At 60.2% G+C, this 25,500-nt stretch carries 24 protein-coding genes; 14 read left to right on the forward strand and 10 right to left on the reverse strand.

The window, feature by feature from the left end; translation table 11 throughout:
- Nucleotides 1–773: 773 nt before the first annotated feature.
- A complete protein-coding gene (locus tag ATY79_RS26830) occupies nucleotides 774–1,922 on the forward strand; it encodes a GGDEF domain-containing protein (protein WP_088692127.1) in 1,149 nt (382 codons plus the stop codon).
- A gap of 116 nt (nucleotides 1,923–2,038) precedes the next feature.
- On the opposite strand, the gene ATY79_RS26835 is transcribed toward ATY79_RS26830, so the two are convergent.
- The 3 genes from ATY79_RS26835 to ATY79_RS26845 all read right to left on the reverse strand — a co-directional run bounded on the left by ATY79_RS26835 (nucleotide 2,039) and on the right by ATY79_RS26845 (nucleotide 5,057).
- On the reverse strand, nucleotides 2,039–3,028 hold the full coding sequence (locus ATY79_RS26835) for a WD40 repeat domain-containing protein (protein ID WP_088692225.1): 990 nt from the start codon (nucleotides 3,026–3,028) through the stop codon (nucleotides 2,039–2,041).
- Nucleotides 3,028–4,140, reverse strand: coding sequence for a GTP-binding protein (locus ATY79_RS26840; protein WP_088705438.1), 1,113 nt, complete (start codon nucleotides 4,138–4,140; stop codon nucleotides 3,028–3,030). Before ATY79_RS26840 ends, ATY79_RS26835 begins: the two co-directional genes overlap by 1 nt.
- Nucleotides 4,141–4,265: 125 nt before the next feature.
- On the reverse strand, nucleotides 4,266–5,057 hold the full coding sequence (locus ATY79_RS26845) for a creatininase family protein (protein WP_088692125.1): 792 nt from the start codon (nucleotides 5,055–5,057) through the stop codon (nucleotides 4,266–4,268).
- A gap of 114 nt (nucleotides 5,058–5,171) precedes the next feature.
- Between ATY79_RS26845 and ATY79_RS26850 the strand changes: the two genes are divergently transcribed.
- From ATY79_RS26850 to ATY79_RS26860, 3 genes are all read left to right on the forward strand, one after another.
- Entirely contained in the window at nucleotides 5,172–5,744 is a 573-nt protein-coding gene (locus tag ATY79_RS26850) for a MarR family winged helix-turn-helix transcriptional regulator (RefSeq protein ID WP_189637114.1), read from the forward strand.
- Between the two features lie 122 nt (nucleotides 5,745–5,866).
- Complete coding sequence (locus ATY79_RS26855) at nucleotides 5,867–6,889, forward strand: LacI family DNA-binding transcriptional regulator (RefSeq protein WP_088692123.1); 1,023 nt, start codon at nucleotides 5,867–5,869, stop codon at nucleotides 6,887–6,889.
- Nucleotides 6,890–6,908: 19 nt separating this feature from the next.
- Complete coding sequence (locus ATY79_RS26860) at nucleotides 6,909–7,856, forward strand: 2-hydroxyacid dehydrogenase (RefSeq protein ID WP_088692122.1); 948 nt, start codon at nucleotides 6,909–6,911, stop codon at nucleotides 7,854–7,856.
- 105 nt (nucleotides 7,857–7,961) lie between these two features.
- Here the strand turns inward: ATY79_RS26860 and ATY79_RS26865 are convergent, their stop codons facing one another.
- Nucleotides 7,962–8,333 carry a hypothetical protein gene (locus ATY79_RS26865; RefSeq protein WP_088692121.1) on the reverse strand — a complete coding sequence of 124 codons (372 nt, stop codon included), beginning with the start codon at nucleotides 8,331–8,333 and terminating at the stop codon, nucleotides 7,962–7,964.
- Between the two features lie 295 nt (nucleotides 8,334–8,628).
- Between ATY79_RS26865 and ATY79_RS26870 the strand changes: the two genes are divergently transcribed.
- Nucleotides 8,629–9,531, forward strand: a complete 903-nt coding sequence (locus ATY79_RS26870; protein WP_088692224.1) for an adenylate/guanylate cyclase domain-containing protein — start codon at nucleotides 8,629–8,631, stop codon at nucleotides 9,529–9,531.
- 89 nt (nucleotides 9,532–9,620) lie between these two features.
- Nucleotides 9,621–10,295 carry a VOC family protein gene (locus ATY79_RS26875; protein ID WP_088692120.1) on the forward strand — a complete coding sequence of 225 codons (675 nt, stop codon included), beginning with the start codon at nucleotides 9,621–9,623 and terminating at the stop codon, nucleotides 10,293–10,295.
- Between the two features lie 56 nt (nucleotides 10,296–10,351).
- On the opposite strand, the gene ATY79_RS26880 is transcribed toward ATY79_RS26875, so the two are convergent.
- Together ATY79_RS26880 and ATY79_RS26885 are read right to left on the reverse strand one after the other, a co-directional pair.
- Nucleotides 10,352–11,161, reverse strand: coding sequence for an inositol monophosphatase family protein (locus tag ATY79_RS26880; RefSeq protein ID WP_189637113.1), 810 nt, complete (start codon nucleotides 11,159–11,161; stop codon nucleotides 10,352–10,354).
- Between the two features lie 43 nt (nucleotides 11,162–11,204).
- On the reverse strand, nucleotides 11,205–11,984 hold the full coding sequence (locus ATY79_RS26885; protein WP_088692223.1) for a gamma-glutamyl-gamma-aminobutyrate hydrolase family protein: 780 nt from the start codon (nucleotides 11,982–11,984) through the stop codon (nucleotides 11,205–11,207).
- 297 nt (nucleotides 11,985–12,281) lie between these two features.
- On the opposite strand from ATY79_RS26885, the gene ATY79_RS26890 reads away from it, so the two are divergent.
- Nucleotides 12,282–13,391 carry a TRAP transporter substrate-binding protein gene (locus ATY79_RS26890; protein ID WP_088692118.1) on the forward strand — a complete coding sequence of 370 codons (1,110 nt, stop codon included), beginning with the start codon at nucleotides 12,282–12,284 and terminating at the stop codon, nucleotides 13,389–13,391.
- A 58-nt stretch (nucleotides 13,392–13,449) separates the two neighbouring features.
- Here the strand turns inward: ATY79_RS26890 and ATY79_RS26895 are convergent, their stop codons facing one another.
- Nucleotides 13,450–14,997: a TRAP transporter large permease subunit gene (locus tag ATY79_RS26895; RefSeq protein WP_088692117.1), complete on the reverse strand. Its 1,548-nt coding sequence runs from the start codon at nucleotides 14,995–14,997 to the stop codon at nucleotides 13,450–13,452.
- Between the two features lie 22 nt (nucleotides 14,998–15,019).
- Nucleotides 15,020–15,559: a TRAP transporter small permease subunit gene (locus tag ATY79_RS26900; RefSeq protein WP_088692116.1), complete on the reverse strand. Its 540-nt coding sequence runs from the start codon at nucleotides 15,557–15,559 to the stop codon at nucleotides 15,020–15,022.
- A 329-nt stretch (nucleotides 15,560–15,888) separates the two neighbouring features.
- Here ATY79_RS26900 and ATY79_RS26905 point away from each other — a divergent pair, with 329 nt between their 5' ends.
- The 7 genes from ATY79_RS26905 (at nucleotide 15,889) to ATY79_RS26935 (ending at nucleotide 23,251) form a co-directional block, all read left to right on the forward strand.
- Nucleotides 15,889–18,192, forward strand: coding sequence for an EAL domain-containing protein (locus tag ATY79_RS26905; RefSeq protein ID WP_088692115.1), 2,304 nt, complete (start codon nucleotides 15,889–15,891; stop codon nucleotides 18,190–18,192).
- A gap of 150 nt (nucleotides 18,193–18,342) precedes the next feature.
- On the forward strand, nucleotides 18,343–19,095 hold the full coding sequence (locus ATY79_RS26910) for a hypothetical protein (protein WP_088692114.1): 753 nt from the start codon (nucleotides 18,343–18,345) through the stop codon (nucleotides 19,093–19,095).
- 179 nt (nucleotides 19,096–19,274) lie between these two features.
- Nucleotides 19,275–19,499, forward strand: coding sequence for an aa3-type cytochrome c oxidase subunit IV (locus ATY79_RS26915; RefSeq protein ID WP_088692113.1), 225 nt, complete (start codon nucleotides 19,275–19,277; stop codon nucleotides 19,497–19,499).
- A 98-nt stretch (nucleotides 19,500–19,597) separates the two neighbouring features.
- Nucleotides 19,598–20,746, forward strand: a complete 1,149-nt coding sequence (locus ATY79_RS26920; RefSeq protein ID WP_088692112.1) for a Re/Si-specific NAD(P)(+) transhydrogenase subunit alpha — start codon at nucleotides 19,598–19,600, stop codon at nucleotides 20,744–20,746.
- On the forward strand, nucleotides 20,746–21,144 hold the full coding sequence (locus ATY79_RS26925; protein ID WP_028746746.1) for a proton-translocating transhydrogenase family protein: 399 nt from the start codon (nucleotides 20,746–20,748) through the stop codon (nucleotides 21,142–21,144). Before ATY79_RS26920 ends, ATY79_RS26925 begins: the two co-directional genes overlap by 1 nt.
- A gap of 7 nt (nucleotides 21,145–21,151) precedes the next feature.
- Nucleotides 21,152–22,546 carry an NAD(P)(+) transhydrogenase (Re/Si-specific) subunit beta gene (locus ATY79_RS26930; RefSeq protein WP_088692111.1) on the forward strand — a complete coding sequence of 465 codons (1,395 nt, stop codon included), beginning with the start codon at nucleotides 21,152–21,154 and terminating at the stop codon, nucleotides 22,544–22,546.
- Between the two features lie 81 nt (nucleotides 22,547–22,627).
- Complete coding sequence (locus tag ATY79_RS26935) at nucleotides 22,628–23,251, forward strand: LysE family translocator (RefSeq protein ID WP_088692110.1); 624 nt, start codon at nucleotides 22,628–22,630, stop codon at nucleotides 23,249–23,251.
- Between the two features lie 49 nt (nucleotides 23,252–23,300).
- Here the strand turns inward: ATY79_RS26935 and ATY79_RS26940 are convergent, their stop codons facing one another.
- Together ATY79_RS26940 and ATY79_RS26945 are read right to left on the reverse strand one after the other, a co-directional pair.
- Complete coding sequence (locus tag ATY79_RS26940) at nucleotides 23,301–23,783, reverse strand: DUF992 domain-containing protein (RefSeq protein WP_088692109.1); 483 nt, start codon at nucleotides 23,781–23,783, stop codon at nucleotides 23,301–23,303.
- A gap of 56 nt (nucleotides 23,784–23,839) precedes the next feature.
- On the reverse strand, nucleotides 23,840–25,498 hold the full coding sequence (locus tag ATY79_RS26945; protein ID WP_088692108.1) for a sensor histidine kinase: 1,659 nt from the start codon (nucleotides 25,496–25,498) through the stop codon (nucleotides 23,840–23,842).
- Nucleotides 25,499–25,500 lie beyond the last annotated feature (2 nt).

Here is a 25,500-nt window from a genome sequence, read left to right on the forward strand (position 1 = left end):
GACCAATTGAGTTCCGGCAGTCTGAACGACATTTTCAGGTATAGCGGCGATGAAGAACATCGTGAAAGCATAAACCGCGAATATAGTCGCTGCGGCAGTGGCCCTTAGAATCATTCACGCACTCCTATTCTCAGGAGTTCAATGTGGGCTCAAAAAGTGGCTTTCCAAAGAGTTTTCTGAACGCCAGATGAACAAAAAACTGTGAGAGCAAAAATTAATGATATTTTAGCAACACCTGAGTTTCGCCCCGAAGAGGACGAAATTCCTGGTTTGTTCTCGTGAATATGCAATTATTTCAATCATATAAATGAAAGTTTGGGCAGGAGTTTTCCTCACTGGCGTGAGGTCGCCCTATGATCTCCTCGTCATCGGGCAGGGAGCCGGGTTCATGAACCGGTCCGCCTTCCGTTCATGTTTCGGCGCTCGATGACGGTTGCCAGGGCTAGGTCGGATGCCGTCAGGGTTGATGATCTATCGGGAAATTGGGGTCGGGAGACGCTCCTGCCGATCTCAAAACGCCGACAAGCCTGACGCGATCGGGCAGGCGATGCAGCCTGACATCCTACTCCACTACCCAATCGCCTGCCCGCTCCCATCGAGAGAAAACGTCACGAAGCACCGCTTCGCGCGGCGCCTTGGGCTGGCAGCGCGGCGGCAAGACGGCGGCCGGACGAATCGATTTCGTACATCGTTAAAAAACGAGCGAGCTGTAAAATCAAAATTCAACAGCGCTGCTATAAGGTGCTCCGGCCCTTGGTTGGAGAGTGCTGGAAATGATGCTGGACCTGAGAACGATCTATGTCGTTTCGGCCATGACATGCCTCGTCCTCGGCAGCGTGCATCTCGCGGCATATTCGACGGGCCGCTTTGGACGCTGGCCGGCATGGTGGGGCATCAGCAATCTGCTGATCGGCATCGGTTCCTTGTGCGTTTCGCTGCGGAATCTCGTTCCCCCCTTCGTCTCCCTTGACGTTGGCAACGTCGTGACGATCGCCGGCTACCTCCTTACATTCTTTTCCGTTCGCGTCTTTGCGGAGCGGCCTGTCGACAAACGCTACTGCGCGCTTGCCATTGCCGGCGTCAGCTTGCCCGTTCTGCTTTTCACGGTCGATCCTGCCACGGTATCAGCCCGCATCTTCTATGTTTCAATCGTATGCTGCCTCTGTGATCTTGCGATCCTGCGGGAAGGCGCCGCCATTCACCGGCGCGAGAAGCTGTTCTCGGCCGGGCTGCTTGCCTGGCTCTATGCGCCTACCGCGGCGATCTTCCTGGCCCGCAGCCTGCTTGCGGTATCAGGCCAGATCGCCGGACCGGGCGCCTTCGGCGATAGTGTTGTTCATGGCTGGATGGGTGCCACGGCGGTGGTCTTCTTCGCTCTACGCAGCGTCGTGATTGTGTTGATGGCGGCCGAGCGCAACAGCGGCAAGCTCATCGATCTGGCGCATCGCGATCCGCTGACCGGCGCGCTCAATCGGAGCGGCCTGGCCCAGCACCTGCCATTCAAGCGGCCGCAGTCGCTTGCGTTGCTCGCCATCGATATCGACAATTTCAAGCAGTTGAATGATCAGCACGGCCACGTGGTGGGCGACGACATATTGCGGCTCTTCGCCCGCGTGGCGCAGAGCGTCCTGCGGCCCAGCGATCTGCTGTCCCGCCAGGGCGGTGACGAGTTCGTGGCCGTTCTGAAGGACATGGCCGATGCCGAGGCGGTGCAGGCCGCCGAAAGCATAAGGCTGGCGTTCTCATTTGCCGTTGGGCAGGTGCCGGGGCTCGCGGTCTTCCCGACCCTCAGTATCGGCGTCGCCACTTCCCGCGAGAACGATTTCGAGCAGCTTCTGGGGAAGGCGGACGAGGCGCTGTATGCCTCCAAGCGTCGCGGCCGGGATCGCGTCGAAGCGTCGACGGGTGAGCAGGCTGCCTGAGCTGCTTGCGGCTGAGACAGCAACCCTCCAGAAGGGGCGAAGACGTCGCTGATCTCGCGGCGTCTTGTTTTCTCGCCCATCAGAGCGCGGTAACTGTGGCCGCACTTCCCAGCTGCCTAGGCCGCGATATCGACGACGCCGCAATCGCCGGTTTCGGAAGCGAAGGCCAGCAGCTTGCCGTTCTTGCTCCAGCTCATCGAGGTGATCGCTCCCTTGCCGGGGCGCCGCAGCAACGCTTCCTTGCTGTCGGCAATGCGGACCGCGAGGATCATGCCGTCGATGAAGCCGATCGCCAGGATGTCTTCGGCCGGGTGGAACTTCACCGATGTCGCCATGATGTTGGCGCGGGTGCCGAGCTCGAGCGGCGCCTTGCCCATCGGCCCGTCCTTGCCCTGGAATGGCCAGACGATCGCAGCCGGCGCACCAGAGGAGGCAAGCCACTTGCCCTTCGCCGACCAGGAGAGAGACTTCACCTTGGCAGGGTAGCCGGTCATCCGCATGTGGCGGGTGTCGGCGCCGGCCTTGCTGTCGAGCTTCCAGCCGTGCAGCGCATTCTCCTGCATCGTGGTCACGAGGAAGTTGCCGTCAGGCGAGAAGGTGACGCCGGTGTGGGCGCCCTTCCATTCGAGGTCGACCGGCTTGGCGGTCGTGCCGACCCAATGCAGCGACACGCCGTTATAGCGCGCTGCGGCAATGCGCATGCCCTTGGGCGCGAAGGCGAGACCTTCGATGGTGCGCTCTTCGATAAATTCCTTGGTCGTTCCATCGGCGAGGCGCACGAAGGCGCTCTTGCCGTAGGAGTAGGCGACGGCGCCCTGCGGGCCGGCGGCAAGTTGGGAAATCCACTTGCGCGGCGCGTTGGCAAGCTCGGTCAGCCCGGCATCGGCTGCGATGCGCAGCACCTTGCCGTCCTCACCACCGGAAATCAGGCTTTCGCTATAGGGGTCGCGGATGCAGGTCAGCATGCCCTGATGGGCTTCGGTTACCTTCTCGCCACCATCGAGGCGGTGGAAGGTGCCGGCGGCATTGGCGAAGAAGGGGATGTCACCTAAAAATTCGACGGCCAGGATATGGCCGTCGAGATCAAACGGGGCAACTGTCGGCATCAGGCTGCCGCCTCGCACGCCTTGAAGGAGGCTTCGAGCTTTTCGCGGTCGAGTTCACGGCCAATGAAGACGAGGCGGGTTTCGTGCTTCTCGCCGTCCTTCCACGGACGCTGATGATCGCCTTCGACGATCATGTGGACACCCTGAACGACGTAGCGTTCGGGATCGTCCTTGAAGGCAACGATACCCTTGAGGCGCAGGATGTTCGGGCCCTGCGTCTGGGTGATCTTCTGGATCCAGGGAAAGAAGCGTTCCGGGTTCATCTCGCCGCCGCGCAGCGAGACCGACTGCACTGTCACGTCATGGATCGGCGACATGGCGCCATGATGATGGTGGTCATGGTCGTGATCATGGTGGTGATGGTCATGATCGTGGTCGTGATCATGCGCGTGGTGATGATGGTGGTCGTGATCGCAATCCGGGCCGCAGACGTGATCGTCGTGGTCATGATCGAGGAAGTGCGGATCGTTCTCCAGCGCGCGCTCGAGATTGAAGGCGCCCTGATCGAGAACACGCGCAAGATCGACGCCCGAGCGGCTGGTCTTGTAGACACGGGCCGAGGGGTTGATGGCGTGGACGATGTCTTCGATCTGCGCCAGCTCTTCGGGCGTCACGAGGTCCGTCTTGTTGATCAGGACGACGTCGGCAAAGGCGATCTGGTCTTCGGCCTCGCGGCTGTCCTTCAGACGCAGCGGCAGGTGCTTGGCGTCCACCAGAGCAACGACGGCGTCGAGTTCCGTCTTGGCGCGAACGTCGTCATCCATGAAGAAGGTCTGGGCGACCGGCACCGGATCGGCAAGGCCGGTCGTTTCAACGATGATGCCGTCAAAACGGCCGGGGCGGCGCATCAGGCCTTCGACGACGCGGATCAGGTCGCCGCGCACGGTGCAACAGACACAGCCGTTGTTCATTTCGTAGATTTCTTCGTCGGATTCGACGATGAGATCGTTGTCGATGCCGATCTCGCCGAACTCGTTGACGATGACCGCATATTTCTTGCCATGGTTCTCCGACAGAATACGGTTGAGCAAGGTCGTCTTGCCGGCGCCGAGGTAGCCGGTGAGAACGGTAACGGGGATTGGCTTCTGCTGGGTGGAGATCGCGTCGGTCATCAGAACCTCGAGAGATGGCACGCCCGGGGGCGGGGCTGAAAATTCGTCGGTCACATATAAGGAGTTGCGAGCGGCAGTTCAAAGGGTTTTGTATGTTATAAGATCACATCGCGACGGGGATCGTTTCAATCAAGCTCCGCTGCGTCGAATGCATCGACGTCCTGCAGCAGTTCGACCAGCCCTTTTACCGAATGCGCAATCAGAGCCTCGCCTTTCTCCGCTGTTGCCAGCGAGGCGTTGCCTGCGACGCCGGATGCGCTGAGATCCGACATCTTCCATCCGAAGGCGTGCGGGCCGTAGGCGCGCAGATGCTTGAAGCGGGCGGCAAAATCGGACTGGCGGGAGGGGAAGTCTGCAGCCCTGGTCATGTCGACCTGATCAGGGTGAAGCGCCAGCATCACCGAAGTCTCGATATCGCCGCCGTGGATATCGATCGCCTTCGCCTCGGGCGAGATGACATCGGCGGGGACGCCGAAGCGCGTCCAGCTGGTGGCGACGGCAAGCATGTTGAACCGGACGCGGGCCTCCGTCGCGACAATCGTCATCAGCGGCGAGTTGCCGCCATGGGCGTTCAGCATCACGAATTTGCGAATACCCATCTCCGAGAGCTTTCGGGCAATGCCGAGCCAGCGTTCGATAGCCTCGCCATATGTCAGTGTTCGCGTGCCCTTCGCGTCCACATGCTCGACCGAATAGCCGACGTTTTCCGTCGGCAGAAACGTGACCGGTAACGCGGCGGGAATAGCGGCCTTGAGCCGAGCAACAATGCCGGCTGCAATCAATGCATCGGTGTCGAAGGGCAGGTGAGGTCCGTGCTGCTCGTGGGCGCCCAGCGATAGAACAGCGATCCATCGGCTGCGCTCTGACGGGGCAAGGTTCGGATCGTTGTGTTCGAAGTCGCGAGAAGGCGCGTTCATCCGGCTAAGACCTCTTGTTTATGACGAGATGATGCGCAATGTCATAACGCAGCGTTCTCAATGCTTATCGCATAAGCCCTTAAACCGAAATCGATTTAGGGGAGATGGTTATGAATGTTCCGGCTCCCTTGCAGGGTGAAGGATGCGCAACGCGGCAAAGTCAAAGGAATAGCGATGGGGAAGAAGCACAAGGACGGAAAGAAGCAGAAGTCCAAGAAAAAGGATCAGACCGAATACACAGTTGTCGATCTTTCGCCGGCTTTGACGCAGGCGGCCCGCTCGATGCGCACCGTCCTGTCTCGCAACCTGCTCGAAAGCGGCCTCTATGCCGGCCAGGACGGCGTGATTCTTCTTCTTGCTGAAACCGACGGGATGACGGCAGGCGGGCTGGCGCAGAGGCTCGGCGTCAAGGCGCCAACAATGACGCGCACGATCGGCCGCATGGAGGCGCAAGGCTTCCTCGAACGCAAGGCGGATGCCGAGGATGCCCGCCTGACCAAGGTCTATCTGACCGAACTTGGCCGCGGCAGCGTCAAGGCAATTGAAATGGCGTCCTCTGCCTGCGACAGTATGGCTACCCAGGAATTCTCCGAGAAGGAAATCCGCAATCTTGTCCGTCTGTTGAAGGCAATCGATGGCAACTTGCAGTCTGCTGCTATTCCTCTCGAAGAGCCTGAGGAAATCTGACGGTTTTGTAAAATTACGAATTGCCTCGTTGCGTTTAATCTTTTAATTAAACATTTTAATAACGCCGGACTCTTCAAGTGGTCGGGGCGCATGAAAAACCGCGCGTTGCCTGGGGAGGACACGTGGCTCAAAAGATAAAGCTTTCGACGATCGCCGAAACGCTCGGCATTTCCACAGCAACCGTATCTCTTGCCTTACGTGACAGCCCGCTCGTGGCTGGCGCCACCCGAGACAAAATCAAGGAACAGGCGCGGGCGCTCGGTTATATCTACAACCGCCGCGCCGCCAGCCTGCGGACGTCCCGCTCCGGCATCATCGGCGTCGTCGTGCACGACATCATGAACCCGTTCTACGGCGAAATCCTGAAGGCGATCGAAAGCGAGCTCGATCGCAGCCGGCATACCTTCATTCTGTCGAACCATTACGACTCCGTCGAAAAGCAGCGCACCTTCATCGAAACGCTGCTGCAGCTCGGTGGCGACGGGGTCATCATGTCGCCGGCAATCGGTACGCCGCCCGAGGATATGCAACTCGCTGAAGACAACGGCATGCCGGCGATCCTGGTTGCCCGCTCGTTGGATGGCTTGGACCTTCCGACCTACCGCGGCGATGACAGCTACGGCATTTCGCTCGCGACCAACCATTTGATCGGCCTTGGCCATCGCTCGATCGCCATGATCGGCGGTACCGACCAAACCTCGACCGGGCGCGATCGTTATCAGGGCTATGTCAACGCGCTGCGCAAGGCCGGCATCGATGTCGATCCGGGTCTGCGCATTCCCGGCCCCCGCTCGATGCAGGGCGGCTTCGAGGCGGCGGTGCATTTCCTGTCGCTGCCGCAAAAGCCGACGGCCGCCGTCTGCTGGAACGACCTCGTCGCGATCGGCCTGATGAACGGCATCGCCCGCGCCGGTCTCGTTCCAGGCAAGGATATTTCCGTCACCGGCTATGACGATCTCGAGGAAGCGTCGATATCGATGCCGGCGCTGACGACCGTCTGGAACGGCCAGGCGGAAGTCGGACGTCTTGCTGCCCGCGCGCTTCTCGATCGACTGGCCGGCAGCCACGAGCCCGACGGCATCCATCTCATCAAGCCCGAGATGCGCATCCGCCAGTCGACGAGCCCCTACCGCCCGCGCCCGTAAACAGCCAAGAGGAATTGCCATGTCCCGCATTGCCATTCTCGTTCCCGGGAAGATACACGAACGCGTCCTGACGCGCCTGAAGGAGAGCTTCGACGTTATCGAAGCCGATCCCTCGACGCTTGACGCGGAGGCTGCTGGCAAGATTCGCGGTGTCGCCGTCTCGGGCACGTTCGATGCGGCTGCGATCGACAGGCTTGCGAATCTCGAGCTTATTTCGAGCTTTGGTGTCGGTTATGACGGCGTCGATGCCAGGCACGCGGCCACGAAGGGTGTGATCGTTACGAACACGCCGGATGTGCTGAACGATGAGGTCGCCGATACCGCGATCGGGCTGTTGCTGAATGTGATCCGTGAACTCCCGCGCGCCGAAAACTGGCTGCGTGCCGGCTACTGGAAGCCTGGACAGAACTATCCGCTGTCGCGTTTCTCCTTGAAGGGGCGGCATGTCGGGATCTATGGCCTTGGCCGCATCGGCCAAGAGATCGCCAAGCGCCTGGAGCCGTTCAAGGTCAGGATCAGCTATCACACGCGCACGCGCCACCCGGATGCCCCGTACGGTTACTATCCGTCGCTGAAGGATCTCGCCGGGGCCGTCGACACTCTGATTTCCATCGTCCCCAAAACCCCGCAGACCCACAAGACGATCAATGCTGAAATCCTCTCCGCGCTTGGCCCTGAAGGCGTTTTCATCAATGTCGGGCGTGGTTGGACGGTCGACGAGGATGCACTTGCTCAGGCCCTGAAGTCCGGAACGATCGGTGCTGCCGGCCTCGACGTCTTCTACGACGAGCCTGATGTGCCGCCTTCGCTGCTCGATCTGCCGAACGCCGTGCTTTTGCCGCACCTCGCATCTGGCTCGGTGCCGACCCGCAATGCCATGGCGGATCTGGTCGTCGACAACCTCATGGAGTGGTTCGGGAAGGGCAGGGCACTGACACCTGTCCCTGAAACGCCAGCGAAGGGCTGATCGTCTCGATGTCGGACCGGGATGAGGCGCGCACGCGGACGGATCATCGCCCTCATCCCAAGTTTAGAGCCTTTCAATTCGACCTGAAGGCTCTGGTGCGCTTGGCTACTTGGCGACATGCCAGACGCCGCCGACGCCATCGCCGGTCATATCGCCGGGCTTTTTGTCTCCAGCGAACGTGTAAAGCGGCTTACCTTCGTAAGCCCACATCTCCTTGCCGTCGGCTGCCTTGATGAGTGACCATTCGCCTTCGGCCTTGGCCTTGGCGGCAGCGTGGAAGGCGGGCCATTTCTTCAGGCAGGCCGCGTCGCAGTTTGATTTGCCCATGGCGTCCTTGTCGAACGTGTAGAGCGTCATGCCTTTGGCGTCCGCCAGGATCTTACCCATTTTGGTATCGACCATTTTGGCGGGTTCCGCCGCAAAAGCCGAGAAGGCGGTTGCAGCCAACAGGCCCATGGAGACGATCAGCGTTTTCATGATTACCTCCGGTTCGGTAGTGCCAGCGGGATGCTGGTAGCGCCCGATGTGAGCAAGAAACGTTCCGGCGAGGTGGCGGTTCCATGATCTCACTGCCGGCGATACACATTCGGATTTGCCTTGCGACCGGCAGAGAGGCGCGCGCATTTCCTTGCCCGAAGCGTGCAAGACGTCGTTCGCGTCCCGCGTTGAAAAGTGCGGTCAGCTATTGCAGAACTTTCGAATGAGGAAATCTCTTCGTCAGATGGCTGCTACCGGCGGACCGTCTGCCAAACCTGCGGTGGATCGCAATACGATGAATGAAATGCGACGCAAGCTGACAACCATCTTCTCTGCCGATGTTCAGGACTACACGCGGCTGATGGGCGCCGACGAGGAGGGCACCCTCGCCATGCTGAAATGGTCGCGCGATGCGATGTCGCGCCTGATCGGCGCTCATGGCGGTCGGGTGATCAATACCTGGGGCGACGGCCTGATTGCCGAGTTTCCGAGCGTCGTCGAAGCGGTGCGTGCTGCCATTGACGTCCAGAACGAGCTCGTTGGTATGAACTCAGCCCGGCCGGCGGAGGGACATATGCTCTATCGGATCGGCATCAATCTCGGCGATGTCATCGCCGAGGGTGACGACATCTATGGCGATGGCGTCAACATTGCCGCCAGGCTTCAGGCTTCTGCGCCCGCCGGCGGCATCGTGATCTCCAACACGGTCTATGATCAGGTCCGCAACAAGGTCGCCGTCGGCTTCGATTTTCTCGGGCCACTGACGGTGAAGAACGTCAGCGAGGCGGTGCCGAGCTATGCCGTGCGAATTGGAGACGATGTGTCCACAACGGCCACGCCACTGGCTCGTCCGTTGCCGGCGGCTGCGACGCCCGCGCCGGAACGCCCCTTTGCTCCGAGAGCGCGGAAGATTGGCGGCGTGTTCGCGGTTGTCGCGATCGCGTTGGTGGTGATCAATCTTCTGACTTGGCAGGGCGAGTTCTGGGCCGTCTGGCCGCTCCTCGGCCTTGCCTTCGTCGCGGCGATGGCCTGGGTCCGCAACCAGAGCCGCTTTGACCAGCGTATTGCCGGATTGGCCGTCATTGGTATCGGCATCGTGATCATCAACCTGCTGACATGGCACGGGGTGTTATGGGCGATATGGCCACTGCTCGGTCTGGCGGTCACCGTCGGCCTGCGATGGGCCATGCGGGGGTAGCTTTCGCAAATTGATTCGACTGCCTGCGGCCGCTGTGATGCACTCACCAGGTCTTATTGCCAATCTCAAAGTATCCAAAGGAGCTGAACATGGGCAATACTTCCGTGCAGAGCGAGACTGCGGTCAGGACCCCGGCCATGCGGACGGCCGACATGAAGCTTGAAGTCATCGTCGTCCCAGTCTCGGACGTTGACCGTGCCAAGCAATTTTACGGCAATCTCGGTTGGCGGCTCGATGCCGACGTCGTCACGGGTGACGATTTCCGAGTCATTCAATTCACGCCTCCGGGGTCGCCGTGTTCTGTCATCTTCGGCAAGAATGTGACGGCCGCCGTGCCCGGCACGGCGCAAGGTCTCCATCTTATCGTCGCCGACGTGGAGGCGGCTCGCGCCGAGTTTGTGAAGCGTGGGATAGACGTGAGTGAGGTGTTCCATGATGCTGGCGGCGTGTTCCATCACGCCGGCCAGAGTGCCCGATTGAGTGGACCGCATCCGGGCCGTCGCAGCTACGGCTCGTTTGCTTCATTCAGCGATCCGGATGGCAATGGCTGGCTGTTCCAGGAAGTCACGACGCGACTGCCTGGGCGCATAGACGCCGACGAAACGATGTTCGCGTCATCGACGGATCTCGAGGCAGCTTTGCGCCGGGCGGCGGCCGCCCATGGAGAGCATGAAAAGCGCATCGGCAAGCACGATGATGACTGGCCCACCTGGTATGCGGAGTACATGGCCAGCGAGCAGGCGGGCAAACCCTTGCCGTCTTGAGTTGCTGGATGACGCGGTCGTGAGGTAGCAGTCCGAAAGGCAACTGCAATTTCAAGTCAGATGGCCAGTTGAAGACACTCTCGAAGTTCATGATGGATCGTGGGCGCTGAGAAGACGACTTCGCTTCCGCATAGGTCGGCGGGAGTGTTCGTAGGTGCGCCTCCAAGGTTGCAGCGGCTGGCGCCGGCTTCATTCGCAATAAGGCCAGCAGCGGCGACGTCCCACGGGAACAGGGTTTCGGTATGTGCATCCAATCGCCCGGCGGCGACGTAGGCAATATCAAGGACCGGCGACGCGCTTCGCCTGATGTCTTGGCATTTTTGCAGAAGCACATGTACTCGTTTCACGAGCGGTTCCATGTTGTTCTTCTCGTGCGGAAAGCCAGTGCTCACTACTGCGCGAGCCAAGCTGACAGGTGATGAGGTTCGAATTCGGTTTCCATTCAAGAACGCACCTCGACCTTTTACGGCGGTGAACGTCTCACCCAATGCAGGAGCATGGACGCAACCGGCTAGAACAACGCCATCAACTGCGAAAGCAACGGAAATGCCAAAATAAGGATGCCCCCTGGCGTAGTTTGCTGTTCCGTCAATTGGGTCGACAATCCACAAAGGGCCAGAATAGTCGAATCCGTGGTTGCCGGTGTCCTCCTCGGAGAGAATGCGATGGGACGGGAACTTTGCTTTGATGCAGGCGGCGACAATGTCATCCGAGAGTATGTCTGCGGCGGTGACGATATCGCTCTTGCCCTTGAAACGGACATGATCACGCAACGCGCCCCATTGTTCAATCACGGCACGCCCAGCCGACGCAGCAGCCTCTTGAGCAAGCCAGCTAATTTTATCACCGTCAGCATTCATGGTCATTCGATAGAAACCACCAAGATAGCTTATGCCATGGCACATTGAATCAGGCGGGAGTCTTCTCTCCCGCCTTGGAGAGCTTGCTTGCCGCGTAGTCTCTGACCGCATCACCGAAGGCCGTGAAGATCTGGTTCGACGGCTTGTCGGTTTCGGCCCAGTATTCCGGATGCCATTGAACCCCGACCGCAAAGGCTGGAGCATCGATCACGGACACGGCTTCGATCGTGCCGTCCTCGGCGGCCGCCTCCACTTGCAAGCGCGGCGCCGTCTTGGCGATTGCCTGACGGTGGAGCGAGTTCACCCTGATCTCGCCGGGGCCGATGATGCCTGCGATGCAGGAGCCTTCCTTGACGAAGACACTCTGGCGGATCGCATACTTGCCGTCGCGGTCAACCTCGGCCGGCGTGCGGTGATCCCATATTCCAGGCTGGTTCTGGATCTCGCTCGCGAGCGTGCCGCCTAGCGCGACGTTGAGCTCCTGAATGCCGCGGCAGATTGCGAGCAGCGGAATCGCGCGGTCAATGGCGCGGCGGATCAGCGGCAGGGTGGTGGCGTCACGCGCGATGTCGAAGGGGCCGTCTCCGTCGGTCGCAGCAGCACCGTAATAAGACGGATGGACGTTGCTGGCCGAACCGGAGACGAGAACGCCGTCGACGCGGTCGAGGATAGCGTCCGTTCCGTACCCCTCTTCAAAGGCCGGAATGATGAAGGCCATGACGCCGGCGGCGTTCAGGGCGGCGCGGACGTATTGATGCTGAACGGCGTGCCATGTGGCACCGTCGAAGGTACGGATATCGGCAGGAACGGCGACGATCGGCTTCGTCATTTTAACCCCGGTCGGAAGATGCTGCTCGCTATTGTGAGAGCCGAGAACGGCTTGGAAGTCAACGTCTCGGCGCAATCGCGGGCGGAATTGCGGCATTCTCGTCCGCCGGCTCCGGCGTGTTTTCGCTAACTTGCTGATTTTGATGAAAATGCGCTTGGCTGCCATATTGCCGTCGTGATGCCAAAGACTAATGGGACAGTGCTTGAAACACGGTCGCCACCGTGCTTAGTTTCCCGCTATCGCTGCGGGCAAAGATGAGGGTTCACCTCGCAGTACCATCTATACGGGAGGTTTTTGATGGATCGTCGTTCATTCATGAAGAAGGCAGGAACCGCCGGTGCCGGCGCGGTCGCTGCTGCGGGTGCACTGGCGGCGCCTGCCATTGCACAAGAGAACCCCAAGATTTCCTGGCGCATGACGTCGTCATTCCCGAAGAGCCTCGATACGATCTATGGCGCGGCGGATGATATCTCGAAGCATCTTGCCGCGGCGACCGATGGTAATTTCACCATTCAGCCGTTTGCCGCAGGCGAAATCATTCCGGGCCTACAGGCGGCCGATGCGGTCAGCGCCGGCACGGTCGAGGCGGCGCATACCTGCTCCTACTATTTCGTCGGCAAGGATCCGACCTACGCAATCGGTACGGCAATCCCGTTTGGTCTCAACGGACGCCTGACCAATGCCTGGTTCTACGAAGGCAACGGCAACAAGCTGATGAACGAGTTCTACGCCACGCAGGGCATTTACGGCCTGCCGGCGGGCAACACGGGTGCCCAGATGGGCGGGTGGTTCCGCAAGGAAATCAATACGCTTGATGACCTGAAGGGCGTCAAGATGCGTATCGCCGGTCTTGCCGGCCAGGTCATCAGCAAGGTTGGCGTCATTCCGCAGCAGATCGCCGGCGGTGACATCTACCCGGCCCTCGAAAAGGGCACGATCGACGCCTCGGAATTCGTCGGCCCCTATGACGACCTGAAGCTCGGCCTGCACAAGGTGGCGAAGTACTACTACTATCCAGGCTGGTGGGAAGGTGGACCGACGGTTCACGCCTTCTTCAACCTGGAAAAGTGGAACAGCCTGCCGAAGCACTATCAGGCGGCGCTCACCGATGCCTGCGCCTTTGCCAACACGAACATGATGGCAAAGTACGACGTGAAGAATCCGCCGGCACTCAGGCAGCTGGTGTCGGAGGGCGCAACACTGCGTCCCTTCAGCCAGGAAATCATGGAGGCCTGCTTCCAGGCGGCTCTCGGCATCTATGCCGAGATTTCGGCGTCGAACCCGTATTTCAAGAAAATCTACGAAGACCAGAACGCGTTCAAGCGCGACGCCTATCTTTGGTCTCAGCTGTCGGAGTACACCTTCGACACCTTCATGATGATCCAGCAGCGCGCCGGCAAGATCTGATTCCTGCCAAGATACGCGAAATCAAAAAAGCCCCGGATTTCGGTCCGGGGCTTTTTCGTCAGTTGATCTTCGGAGGTTGGCTGAGATCCGTTGCCGGTGGGGCGGCGGGTTTTGTCGGCGCGGGTGCAGCTGGTTGACCCGGCAGGCCGTTCAGGGGCGGCAGGGTCAGTCCGGGCATTTGTGGTGAACCGCCCGGTGCTCCCAGCGGCGGCAGCGACAGGCCGTTGCCGCCAAAGCCGGGCACCTCGATCTTGATCGAGTTCGGATCGATCTTCGGCCCCTTCTCGAGCCAATAGGTCACCGATTGCGGCCAGAAGATCACGATCGCGACGAGGATCAGCTGCATGCCGACCCAGGGCAGGGCACCCATGTAGATATCGGATGTCTTGACGCTGCGATCGGCAATGGAGCGCAGGTAGAAGAGCGCGAAACCGAAGGGCGGGTGCATGAAGCTCGTCTGCATGTTGACGCAGATCAGCACGCCGAACCAGATCAGGTCGATGCCGAGCGCCGAAGCGACCGGCGCCAGCATCGGGATGACGATGAAGGCGATCTCGAAGAAATCGAGGAAGAAGGCCAGCACGAAAATGAAGATGTTGACGAAGATCAGGAAGCCGACCGGGCCGCCGGGGATGCCGGACAGCATGTGCTCGATCCAGCGCGAGCCGTCCATGCCCTGAAAGACCAGGCTGAAACAGGTCGATCCGATCAGGATCATCACCACCATCGAGGTGATGTGCATGGTCGAGCGCATGGCCTCCTGCATCAGCGGCCAGGTGAGCCGGCGATGCATGGCGGCGAGCGCCATCGCACCGACGACACCGAGCGCGCCGGCTTCCGTGGGGGTTGCCAGTCCCATGAAGATCGTGCCGAGGACGAGGAAGATCAGCACGATCGACGGCACCATCCCCGAGAGCACCTTCAGGAGCAGCCCCCAGGTGAAGTCGCCACGCACTTCCTTCGGCAGCGGCGGCACCGTGGCGGGCTTCACGATCGACAGGATCAGGATATAGCCCATGAAGATCGCGACTTGCAGGATCGACGGGCCGATGGCGCCGAGATACATGTCACCAACCGATTTACCGAGCTGGTCGGCAAGCACGACCAGCACGAGTGAGGGCGGAATGACCTGGGTGATGGTACCCGAGGCGGCGATGACGCCGGTGGCGAGCCGCGGGCTGTAGCCATAGCGCAGCATGATCGGCAGAGAGATGACGCCCATGGTGATGACGGAGGCAGCCACCGTGCCGGTGATTGCGCCGAGCACGGCGCCGACCAGGATCACCGCATAGGCAAGGCCGCCCGGAATGCGGCCGAACAGCTTGCCCGTACCCTCCAGCAGATCCTCGGCCAGGCCGCAGCGTTCCAGGATGGCGCCCATGAAGGTGAAGAAGGGAATGGCGAGCAGCAGGTCGTTGGAGACAATCCCGAAGAAGCGCAGCGGCAGCGCCTGCAGGAAGGCTTCGCTGAAATGCCCTGTCGCAATGCCGATAACGCCGAAGAACAGGCCGACTGCAGCCAGCGAAAAGGCGACCGGAAAGCCGTAGAGCATGAAGAGAACCATGCCCACGAACATGGCCGGCGGAATGATGCCGAAATCAAACAATGGTGTTCCTCCCAGGTCTGGCTTACTGCAGCGGCTTTTCGTATGTCGTGTCGATCTGGATGTAGCCGGTGAGGGCCGCGATCCGCTTGATCAATTCCGAGATGCCCTGAAGGGTCAGCAGCCCGAAGCCGAGGAACAGAACGAGCTTGACAGGCCAGCGGATCAGACCGCCGGCATTGGCCGAGACCTCATGCTGCAGGTAGGAGGACAGGAAGAATGGCCAGCAGAGCCAGGTCAGGAAGATGCAGGCCGGGATCAGGAAAACGATAAGGCCGATGGCGTCGATCCAGATCTTTGCCTTTTCGGAGACCGCGCCATAAATCAGGTCCACGCGCACATGCTCGTTCATGCGCAGAGTGTGAGCCGCGCCCAGCACAACGATGAAGGCGAAGAGATACCATTGGATCTCGAGCCATCCGTTGGAGCTGTAGTTGAACGAGTAACGGATCAGCGCGTTGGCGGCGCTGATCAGGCAGCAGAACAGCACCATATATTCGGACAATTTGCCCATGAATTGGCTGACCGCATCGATCAGCCGGCTGACGGTCAACAAAGCCGGCATGCCCTTCCCCCCATATTTCGCGCCTTGTGGCGCGTTTTATCTTTCCACCGGTTTAGACCACACGGTTTTTCAAATTGAAAGATGAAAGGGGGCGTGTTGGAATATAGTCGTATGACCTGCATGAGACACGCCTGGCGTCAACGTCGGGACGATCAGACAACCTCAGGATAGGCGCGGAGCCGGGAAAACTTCACCGAATGGATGCATAAGTCATTGCAAACACTAAAATTCATCCCAAGGTTTTGAAAAATTCGACAAAATGTATCGATTACCCGAAATCAATTTTTAAAGGGTTGCGGTTAAGGTTTCGCCGCACAGGGAAAGTATGGATGAAGCCACATAACCCGAACAGGGTCCCTACCGACGTCTATCTGTCGTTTGTCAGTTCCCTCTTCGGGAATCGCATGACGCTCGTTGCGGGTGTCGTCGTGCATGTGGTTGCCTTCCTCGCAGTTGCCCTGAAAACCAGTTCCCCGTTCTACGTCGTCCTGTCGGTTGGTTTCCTTGCCGTCTTCGTCGGCCGCATGGTCACGTTCCGGATGTTCGACAAGGTCGACAAGCAGAGCCTGTCGCGCGAGCGGATCGAGCATTGGGAAACCATCTACGTTATCGGCGCCGCCTCCACAGCGGCAATCCTCGGCATCGGTAGCGGCTACGCTATCTTCATCCTGCAGGATCCTTTCGCCGAGCTCGCCTGTATCGCGGTCACCATGGCGTCGATGGTCTCCGTCGTCGGCCGAAACTACGGATCGCAGAAGGCAATCGACCTGCAGACGCTGGCCTGCTGTCTGCCGATGATTATCTGCAGCCTGATGGCGCTCGACTTCTATCGTGCGATCCTGTCGGCTTTCCTCATTCCGTTCGGCCTGACAACGCGGGCAATGGCAAATGGCGTGCGCGAGTTCCTGTACGAGAACGTCATTGCGCGTCGCCAGATCTCGATGATCGCCGACCGTTTCGACACGGCACTCAACAACATGCCGCACGGCCTGGTAATGGTCGATCCGGAAAACCGCATTCAGGTCATCAACCGCAAGGCTTGTGACCTTCTGAGGATCGGTGATCCGGAGCGGCTGAAGGAGCGCGATCTTGGTGCAGTGCTGCGCTACGGCGCGCGCTACAGTTTTATGGATTCGACGCAGCCGGAGCTGATCCTGCGGCAAATGACGCATGTCGCCGAGGGCAAGCTTTCGCGCACGCTGATCCATTTTCCAGAGGATCTCTCGCTGGAGTTTTCGGCAAGTCGCCGTGCCGATGGCGGTGCCGTCCTGATTTTCGAGGACGTGTCAAGCCGCGTGAAGGCCGAGCAGAAGATCCTGCACATGGTGCGCTTCGATGCGTTGACCGGTCTGCCGAACCGCGAATACTTCAGCCATCTCGTGCAGGATTACCTCAGCAAACATCAGAAGAAGCGCGGCCCCGTCGCCTTCATGGTTCTCGATATCGACGAGTTCAAGCATGTCAACGACATGCGCGGCCACATCACCGGCGACCGGTTGCTGTGTGCCATCGCAAGCCGTATCTCGAAGCAGGCGGGCAAGGCCATCGTCGGCCGTCTGATGGGCGACCAGTTCATCCTCTTCTTCCCGCATGCGAAGGACGCGGCCGCGCTTGATGCGGAGATCCGCCGCTTCCACGAGAGCATTCAGGGCAATTACGAGGCCGATGACGTCACCTTCCTCGTCTCCTTGAGTGCCGGTTTTGCAATCCTCGAAAGCGACACCTTCGCGATGGAGGAGTGGAGCATCAAGGCCGACCTCGCGCTTTTCGAAAGCAAGTCGAAACAGCGTGGCGGGATTGCCGGCTTCGAACGCGAGATGGATGGCCGCTATATCGAGCAGCAGAAGCTCAAAGCGGATCTGCGCGAGGCGATCGGCAACCAGGGTCTCAGCGTTGCCTACCAACCGATGTTCAAAGCGGACGGAACGCGCATCGAATGCGCCGAGGCGCTGGCGCGCTGGGTTCATCCCGAAAAGGGCGCGATCCCACCGGATGTCTTCATTCGCCTTGCAGAGGAAATGGGCATCATTTCCGAAATCACGCGCTTCATCCTCATGAAGGCGTGCAGGGATTGCATGAACTGGCCGGATCATATCGCCGTTTCGGTCAATCTGTCGGCGCGCGACCTGCGCGACGCGGATATTCTTGCCGTGGTCTCGGAAGCGCTCGAGGCCTCAAGCCTCGAGCCAGCCCGCCTGCATCTGGAAATCACGGAAAGCTGCCTGATCGACGAGCCGGCGGCGGTGCGCGCGATCCTCGCCGAACTCAGGGCACGCGGGATCACGATAGCGATCGACGACTTCGGCACCGGTTTCTCCAGCCTCAGCTATCTCGACACGCTGCCGCTGGATATCGTCAAGATCGACCGTTCGTTCCTGCGCAACATCGTCGAGGACGGGCGTCGCCTCAAGCTGCTGCGCGGCACCGTCAACCTCGCGCGCGAGCTCGGTCTCAAGATCGTCACCGAGGGTGTCGAGACCACCGAGCAGCTGGCCTTGCTCAACAAGTATCGCGCCACCGATCTCGTTCAGGGTTACGTTTTCTCGCCGGCAGTTCCGGCGCAGAATATCGCCATTCTTTCCCAGAGCCTCAGCCGCCGTACGGCACCGCGTCGTCGTCCGAAAGTTGCATAAGCCCGACAGCGTTTGCGGCCGATCGCATTTGCCGCAAACGCGGTGCCGTTAACCTTAACAATTCAAATATAACGCAATTTCTCGTCCCGTTCTTGCCCTTGCGCCGGTTCCGTATGATTAATGTTTCGTTAACAGGCGAACCGAGTAACTATGGCAGACAACCCTTTAAAGACGAGTGATTTCAGCAGCAAACTCCTCGAAATAATGAACCACGTCGAATACCGCCGTGTCGAAAGCGGCGAGGATATGGAAGAGGTGGAGCGCCTGCGCTACAAGGCCTACAAGGCTCGCGAAGTGCTTCCGGTCGCTGCCAAAAGCATGATCGACGAGGCCGACTTCGACAGTCAGGCTTATGTTTTCGGACTGTACTATTATGAACAGCTCGTCAGCACGATCCGCATCCATCACGTGACGCCGGACCATCGTGTCTCACAATCGGGCGGTATTTTTCCTGTCGAAATGGACGCGTTTCTGGACGCCGGACTGAGCCTGATCGATCCGGCGCGGTTCGCCGCGGATCCCGAACTCAGCACGGAAATGCCGTGGATCCCCTACCTGACGCTGCGTCCGAACATCGTCGCCGCCGCGCATTTTCGCGCGGACCGTGTGATGCAACACGTGCGCCCTGCGCATGCGGCTTTCTACAAGCGCGTCTTCTACGCCGATACCGTCGTCGCAAGCCGGATGACGGAGACCTATGGTTTCGACCTGACGCTGATGGCGACCAATGTCATCGAGGTCGGACGAAAGCTCCTGACGCGGTATCCCTTCTTTATCTCCAGCGCCAGCGAACAGCGCATGATGTTCTCGCGCACGCCCAATGACACGCTGCCGCCGCTGACCATCATCCCGACGGCGCGTTTCATGGCTGAAGGCGATCTCGGAACCGATCTTCCGCTGTAAGCCCATGCGCTTGAATTGGCTGGGAATGCCGCCCGCCTGCGGCATTCTCATGCATTGCGCTTTATCGAAGCTTTGTGTAATCCCTCTGCAGGGAAATTTCCTCGCGGGAGCGAGGGAATCACGGCAGTCGGCCGGCCGCATTGCTTTATTGGCCGGGAAGTTTGAGGGAGACGATATTCATGGCTGAGCATCACACCGGACCTACTGAGGTCGGCGCGCCAATGGACTACAAGGAACACGAGCAGACCTACCTTATGTTCCTTGCTGCGGCTAAGTACGGCACGCTGTTTCTTGTCGCTCTCCTGCTTGGCATGACCGCTGGGTTCTTCACCGGTGCCGGTTTCCTTGGCGGCCTCGTCGTCCTGCTGATCGTCTTTATCGCGGGCCTCGTCCTGCTGCGCTGAGCGCGGCGTCGGGAACGCGGCTTTCCAAAGCTTTGGCTGAATGTGCGGGCTGAGCAGGGGGACCTGCGGCAGACTGGCTGACCGGGAGGAGGGGGCGGTTGGGTAACGTTGTTTTTGTCGCGAAAGAAACCACGGGGGATGAGACGCGCGTCGCGGCGTCTGTCGAAACCGTAAAGAAAATGGTCGGTCTAGGCCTCGAGGTCGTCGTCGAGGCTGGTGCGGGGACCAAGTCGAAAATTCCCGATGTGGAATTCGAGGCTGTCGGTGCGCGGGTCGGTTTGATTGGCGCTGCCGCGACCGCCGACGTGGTCCTGAAGGTGCGCCGCCCGACGGACGAAGAAATCGGCGGCTACAAGGTTGGCGCGATCGTCATCGCGGTCATGGACCCTTACGGCAACGACGAAGCGATTGCCTCCATGGCCAAGGCGGGGCTTTCCAGCTTCGCCATGGAGTTGATGCCGCGCATCACCCGCGCGCAGTCGATGGACGTTCTTTCCTCGCAGGCAAATCTGGCAGGTTATCAGGCGGTGATCGAGGCGGCGGCGGTTTATGACCGCGCCATGCCGATGATGATGACGGCGGCCGGCACCGTTCCGGCTGCCAAGGTCTTCATCATGGGCGCCGGTGTTGCCGGGCTGCAGGCGATTGCTACGGCCCGCCGTCTCGGCGCCGCGGTGTCGGCGACCGACGTTCGCCCGGCAGCCAAGGAGCAGGTCGCCTCGCTCGGCGCGAAGTTCATCGCCGTCGAGGACGAAGAATTCAAGGCGGCCGAGACCTCCGGCGGCTACGCCAAGGAGATGTCCAAGGAATACCAGGCGAAGCAGGCGGCGCTTGTGGCCGATCACATTGCCAAGCAGGACATCGTCATCACCACCGCCCTGATCCCGGGGCGTCCGGCACCGAAGCTCGTTTCGCGCGAGATGCTGAAGTCGATGAAGCCGGGCGCGGTTGCCGTTGACCTCGCGGTCGAGCGCGGCGGCAATATCGAAGGCGTCAAGCCAGGCAAGGTCGCTGACGTCGACGGCGTGCGCGTCATCGGCTTTTCCAACATGGCCGGCAGGATTTCCGCCAGTGCCTCCCAGCTTTACGCCAAGAACCTCGTCACCTTCCTTGAGACCATGGTCAACAAGGAAACGAAGACGATCGCCCTCAATCTCGAGGACGAACTGATCAAGGCGACGATGCTGACGCATGCGGGCAATGTCGTGCATCCGGCATTCGGCGGCGTGAAGAAGGGGGATAACTGATGGCCAGTGAAGCAATGGACAAGGCGCTGGATCAGCTGAACCAGGCCATGAATGCCGTGGCGGCCGCTGCCGCCCATGCGCCGGAGGCGGCCAGCGCCGCAACCGGCGGCGCGATCGATCCCTTCGTGTTCCAGTTCGCGATCTTCGTGCTGGCGATCTTCGTGGGATACTACGTCGTCTGGTCGGTGACGCCGGCCTTGCACACGCCGCTGATGGCGGTCACCAACGCGATCTCTTCGGTTATCGTCGTCGGCGCGCTTCTGGCCGTCGGCATTTCGACGAGTGGTCTTGCGACCGGCTTCGGCTTCATCGCCCTGGTCCTCGTCTCAGTGAACATCTTCGGCGGCTTCCTTGTCACCCAGCGCATGCTGGCGATGTACAAGAAGAAGGACAAGTGAGGACCGCATGACCAGTATCGCAGCCTTCCTCTATCTTGTTTCCGGCGTCCTCTTCATCCTGGCATTGCGCGGGCTTTCCCATCCGGCCAGCAGCCGCAAGGGCAACCTTTACGGCATGGTCGGCATGGGGATCGCCATTCTCACCACGCTGACCCTGGCAACGCCATCCTTCGGCGGCCTTGTGCTGATCATCCTCGGGCTTGCCATCGGCGGCGGGGCGGGCGCCTATGTCGCCCGCGTGATCCCGATGACCTCGATGCCGCAGCTGGTTGCCGGGTTCCACTCGCTGGTCGGCCTCGCGGCCGTGCTGGTGGCAGCCTCGGCGCTCTATACGCCGTCTTCCTTCGGCATCGGCAATATCGGTGAGATCCACACCGAGGCGCGTATCGAAATGGCGCTCGGCGTTGCCATCGGCGCGCTGACCTTTACCGGCTCGATCATCGCCTTCCTGAAGCTCGACGGGCGCATGTCCGGCAAGCCGATCATGCTGCCGTTCCGGCACCTGATCAACATCGCCCTCCTGGCGCTGATCGTGCTCTTCATCATCGGGCTGGCTGCAACGGAAAGCCATTTCGACTTCTGGGCGGTCGTCGCCCTGTCGCTGGCGCTCGGCGTGCTCTTGATCGTGCCGATCGGCGGGGCCGACATGCCTGTCGTCGTGTCGATGCTGAACTCCTATTCGGGCTGGGCGGCCGCCGGTATCGGCTTCACGCTCGGCAACCTGGCGCTGATCATCACCGGCGCGCTGGTTGGTTCATCCGGTGCGATCCTGTCCTACATCATGTGCAAGGGCATGAACCGCTCGTTTATCTCGGTCATTCTCGGCGGCTTCGGCGGTGAGACGGCTGCGGGCGGCACGGACAATTCCGACAAGACGGTCAAGCTCGGCTCGGCAGAAGATGCCGCCTATCTGATGGCGAACGCCTCCAAGGTCATCATCGTGCCCGGCTACGGCATGGCGGTGGCGCAGGCACAGCATGCGCTCCGCGAAATGGCAGACAATCTGAAAAAGAACGGCGTCGAGGTGAAATACGCGATCCACCCGGTCGCTGGCCGTATGCCCGGTCATATGAACGTGCTGCTGGCCGAGGCGAATGTGCCGTACGACGAGGTCTTCGAGCTTGAGGACATCAACTCGGAATTCGCCCAGGCGGATGTTGCCTATGTCATCGGCGCCAACGACGTCACCAACCCGGCGGCGCGTGACGACAAGACCTCGCCGATCTACGGCATGCCGATCCTCGATGTCGACAAGGCCAAAACCTGCCTGTTCGTCAAGCGCTCGCTCGGTTCCGGCTATGCCGGCATCGACAATACGCTGTTCTACAAGGATGGCACGATGATGCTGCTCGGGGATGCCAAGAAGGTGACCGAGGAAATCAACAAGGCGATCGGTCACTGAGGCGTCGCCACGCGGCTTGATCTCGATTAAACTGTAAGGGCGCGGGCTTGGCCCGCGCCCTTTGTTTTGCACGGTGATGTCATGTCCCTCGAAACGCTGCTCCTCTTCGTTCCCGCCTGTTTTGCGCTGAACATGGCGTTTGGTCCGAACAACTTGCTCTCGGTGACGATCGGCGCGCGAGCCGGAATGGGTGTGGCGATTGTAGCCTCCGCCGGTCGCATTGTCGCCTTTGCCATCATGATCGCCATTACGGCCTTTGGTCTCGGCGCCCTGTTGATGGCGTCAGGAGTAGCCTTCTCGATCGTGAAATGGCTGGGTGTTGCCTATCTCCTCTGGATTGGTTTCAAGCTGATCCGCGCGAAGGTTGATGTATCGGATCCGGCGACTGCTCATCACCCTTCAACGTTGAGGGCGTATTTGCGGCAGGAGTTCCTTGTCGCCTCGAGCAATCCCAAGGCGATCCTGATTTTTACGGCATTCTTGCCACAGTTCGTTGAACCCAAGGCCTATTGGCAGAGTTTCTTCACGCTTGGAGCAATCTTTCTGATCTTGGAAGTTGGGGCGATCGCCGTCTATGCCTTTGTCGGTTCACGACTGCGCGGCGTCATGCGTAATGCTTGGGCGGTTCGCCTGGTCAATCGTATCAGTGGTTCGATGATGATGCTGTTCGGTGGCGCTTTGGCGCTGACGCACCGCTCCACCTGACTTGCAAGGAGAGAGGCAGGGCCTCTCTCCTCGTCGGCGCGACCTGTGATCAGGTGGCTGCCGGCGCCAGCGTCAGTTTCTCCACGCCGACCGCGAGGTTCAAGCCTTCCTGAGCCTGGACGTTCAGTGGCTGGAGCATGAAGGATTGGTTCGTGCCACCGGCAATGACCTTGGCACCAGCACCAGCGCCAAAGCTCGCATCGGCACCTATGCCGTAGTACTCACCGGCCAACGCATATTCAGCAATGTTGGTTCCAGTCTTGGCAAGGACCTGCCAGATCATCACAGTTTTGCCGGTCTGGCCGACATCCAATCCGAATTTCTGGATCGTTCCGGCATAGACGACCTTCGGGCCACCTTCGGCCGGCGTATAGGTGCAAAGCAGGTTCTTCTGCGAGGTAACAATCAGTCCTTGCCCGCCCTGCGATCCGCAGACGAGCTGACCGAGTGTGATGTAGTTTGCGGCACTTGCCGGGTTTGCGATGGCGGCGACTGCGGCAGCCGCCGCGGCAATCATCGTTTCCCTGAACATGGTCTTCTCCTTTCGAGTAGCCTGTCGGAAACGAAGGTTCAGCGTGATTTGTTCCCCTATGTGCGCTCGAGGGTGCGGCGAGGGGCCGTCAACGCCCAGTAGAAACCTTCCGGTCGGAAGTCGATTTCAACGCTACCGCCAAAGGCTGCGGCGGCATGGTTCTTGATGATCGTCGTGCCGAAGCCCGAGCCCTCCGGAGCCTGAGTGGATGGGCCGTCGCGTTCTTCCCACGTGAAGCGAATGTAGGGTTCGTTGCGTTCCTCGTGCTGAACATTCCGCCAGCTCAGCAGAACACGACCCTGCGGCAAGGAAAGGGCACCATATTTCACCGAATTGGTCGCTAGTTCATGCAGGACGAGGCCGAGGTTCTGCACCACGTCGGGTTTTAGGATGAAGTCCTTGCCCGATATCTCGGCCTGTTCCGTCGCCTGCGGAAAGCTCTGGAAGTGAATATCAATGACGCGGCGCAGCGATGCGCCTGCCCATTGTTCGCTGGTAAGGAGGTCGATCGAGCGCGAGAGGCCGTCGAGGCGATCGGCAACGGCCGCCTGGTAGGCGGGCACGCTTTCGGCGCCCTTGGCGACCTGTCGCATCATGGCCTGCACCAGGGCCAGCAGGTTCTTGGTGCGGTGAACAAGTTCGTTCATGACGAAGTGCAGGCGGTCTTCGGTCTGGCTTCGGTCGAAGGAGGCATTGGAGAGTGCAACCGCGACCTGGTTGGCTTCGATGACGCTGGTCTCGACCGGCGCAACGATATGACCCTCGCCCATGCGATTGGCCATGTCGGCGATCGAGCGGATCGTCAGGCGGACCTGGCGCGCGACAACATAGGCCGCGAGAACCGCGAGAAGCATCAGCGCGACACCGCCGATGGCGAGAAAGCGCCATGTCGTCAGGATAGAAGATTGCGCCGTAGCGACCGGTCCCCATATCACGGCTTTCCACGACCAGCCGGGAATCTGCGCGTAACCCAGCATCGCCTTCGGCAGTATCTGCTTGTTCTCGTATACGCCGCTGGATTCAAACAGCGAGGGCAGAATGCGGGTGTCGAAGGGTTCGCCATAGCCGATGCTTGTCGCCCCGGCCGAAGCAACCACGTGGCCGTTCTGATCGATGACTGCTGCGGACCAGCCACTCGGCAGACCTTCCGTGGTGACAAGTCGTGCCAGATCCCTGGCGTTCTGGGTAATGATCAGCGCCCTGACCTTGCCCACCTGCAGTGGCATGGTGACGTTATAGACGAACTCACCGCTCGTCTTTCCCATGAAGACGTCCGAGGCTTCGATTCGTCCTGACTTGACGGCTGCGTCGATGGCCGCAAGGTTCCCAGCGATACCCAGAGGCTCGCCATAATCCCGCCGGGTGTTCAGGAGCTGCTGGCCGCGCTCGTCTACCGCGATCACATAGAGCGTGTTTGCTCTCAGGGCCGTCTCGGTGCGCGCGTAGAAGGAAGCGAAGTCGTTGCTCTCCAATTCCGGTGAGGTCGAGAGCAACCTTAAAGTTGTAGCCATATCCTGCAGCTGGCGATCGATGGAGCGGGCGAGAGCAGTGGCATCCTGGGCCGTTTCACGCCTCAGAATCGAGCGCTGGTTGTCCTCCAGCTGTGCCAGCAGAAGTGCCACGAGGGCGAAAATCGGCAAGGCCGTCGCAACTGCCATCGCGATCAGGTAGGTCCCGATCGATGCCTTCGGAAAGAAGCGGAAGCGGCTTTTCATGA

The sequence above is a fragment of the Rhizobium sp. R693 genome (assembly GCF_002211315.1).
GTDB lineage: Bacteria > Pseudomonadota > Alphaproteobacteria > Rhizobiales > Rhizobiaceae > Rhizobium.

What these genes read in the sequence shown, in the direction of transcription:
- ATY79_RS26830 (WP_088692127.1), top strand. Translation starts at nt 774, where the DNA reads ATGATGCTGGACCTGAGAACGATCTATGTCGTTTCGGCCATGACATGC.
- ATY79_RS26835 (WP_088692225.1), bottom strand. Translation starts at nt 3,028, where the DNA reads ATGCCGACAGTTGCCCCGTTTGATCTCGACGGCCATATCCTGGCCGTC.
- ATY79_RS26840 (WP_088705438.1), bottom strand. Translation starts at nt 4,140, where the DNA reads ATGACCGACGCGATCTCCACCCAGCAGAAGCCAATCCCCGTTACCGTT.
- ATY79_RS26845 (WP_088692125.1), bottom strand. Translation starts at nt 5,057, where the DNA reads ATGAACGCGCCTTCTCGCGACTTCGAACACAACGATCCGAACCTTGCC.
- ATY79_RS26850 (WP_189637114.1), top strand. Translation starts at nt 5,172, where the DNA reads ATGTTCCGGCTCCCTTGCAGGGTGAAGGATGCGCAACGCGGCAAAGTC.
- ATY79_RS26860 (WP_088692122.1), top strand. Translation starts at nt 6,909, where the DNA reads ATGTCCCGCATTGCCATTCTCGTTCCCGGGAAGATACACGAACGCGTC.
- ATY79_RS26865 (WP_088692121.1), bottom strand. Translation starts at nt 8,333, where the DNA reads ATGAAAACGCTGATCGTCTCCATGGGCCTGTTGGCTGCAACCGCCTTC.
- ATY79_RS26870 (WP_088692224.1), top strand. Translation starts at nt 8,629, where the DNA reads ATGAATGAAATGCGACGCAAGCTGACAACCATCTTCTCTGCCGATGTT.
- ATY79_RS26875 (WP_088692120.1), top strand. Translation starts at nt 9,621, where the DNA reads ATGGGCAATACTTCCGTGCAGAGCGAGACTGCGGTCAGGACCCCGGCC.
- ATY79_RS26880 (WP_189637113.1), bottom strand. Translation starts at nt 11,161, where the DNA reads ATGACCATGAATGCTGACGGTGATAAAATTAGCTGGCTTGCTCAAGAG.
- ATY79_RS26885 (WP_088692223.1), bottom strand. Translation starts at nt 11,984, where the DNA reads ATGACGAAGCCGATCGTCGCCGTTCCTGCCGATATCCGTACCTTCGAC.
- ATY79_RS26890 (WP_088692118.1), top strand. Translation starts at nt 12,282, where the DNA reads ATGGATCGTCGTTCATTCATGAAGAAGGCAGGAACCGCCGGTGCCGGC.
- ATY79_RS26900 (WP_088692116.1), bottom strand. Translation starts at nt 15,559, where the DNA reads ATGCCGGCTTTGTTGACCGTCAGCCGGCTGATCGATGCGGTCAGCCAA.
- ATY79_RS26905 (WP_088692115.1), top strand. Translation starts at nt 15,889, where the DNA reads ATGAAGCCACATAACCCGAACAGGGTCCCTACCGACGTCTATCTGTCG.
- ATY79_RS26910 (WP_088692114.1), top strand. Translation starts at nt 18,343, where the DNA reads ATGGCAGACAACCCTTTAAAGACGAGTGATTTCAGCAGCAAACTCCTC.
- ATY79_RS26915 (WP_088692113.1), top strand. Translation starts at nt 19,275, where the DNA reads ATGGCTGAGCATCACACCGGACCTACTGAGGTCGGCGCGCCAATGGAC.
- ATY79_RS26925 (WP_028746746.1), top strand. Translation starts at nt 20,746, where the DNA reads ATGGCCAGTGAAGCAATGGACAAGGCGCTGGATCAGCTGAACCAGGCC.
- ATY79_RS26930 (WP_088692111.1), top strand. Translation starts at nt 21,152, where the DNA reads ATGACCAGTATCGCAGCCTTCCTCTATCTTGTTTCCGGCGTCCTCTTC.
- ATY79_RS26935 (WP_088692110.1), top strand. Translation starts at nt 22,628, where the DNA reads ATGTCCCTCGAAACGCTGCTCCTCTTCGTTCCCGCCTGTTTTGCGCTG.
- ATY79_RS26940 (WP_088692109.1), bottom strand. Translation starts at nt 23,783, where the DNA reads ATGTTCAGGGAAACGATGATTGCCGCGGCGGCTGCCGCAGTCGCCGCC.
- ATY79_RS26945 (WP_088692108.1), bottom strand. Translation starts at nt 25,498, where the DNA reads ATGAAAAGCCGCTTCCGCTTCTTTCCGAAGGCATCGATCGGGACCTAC.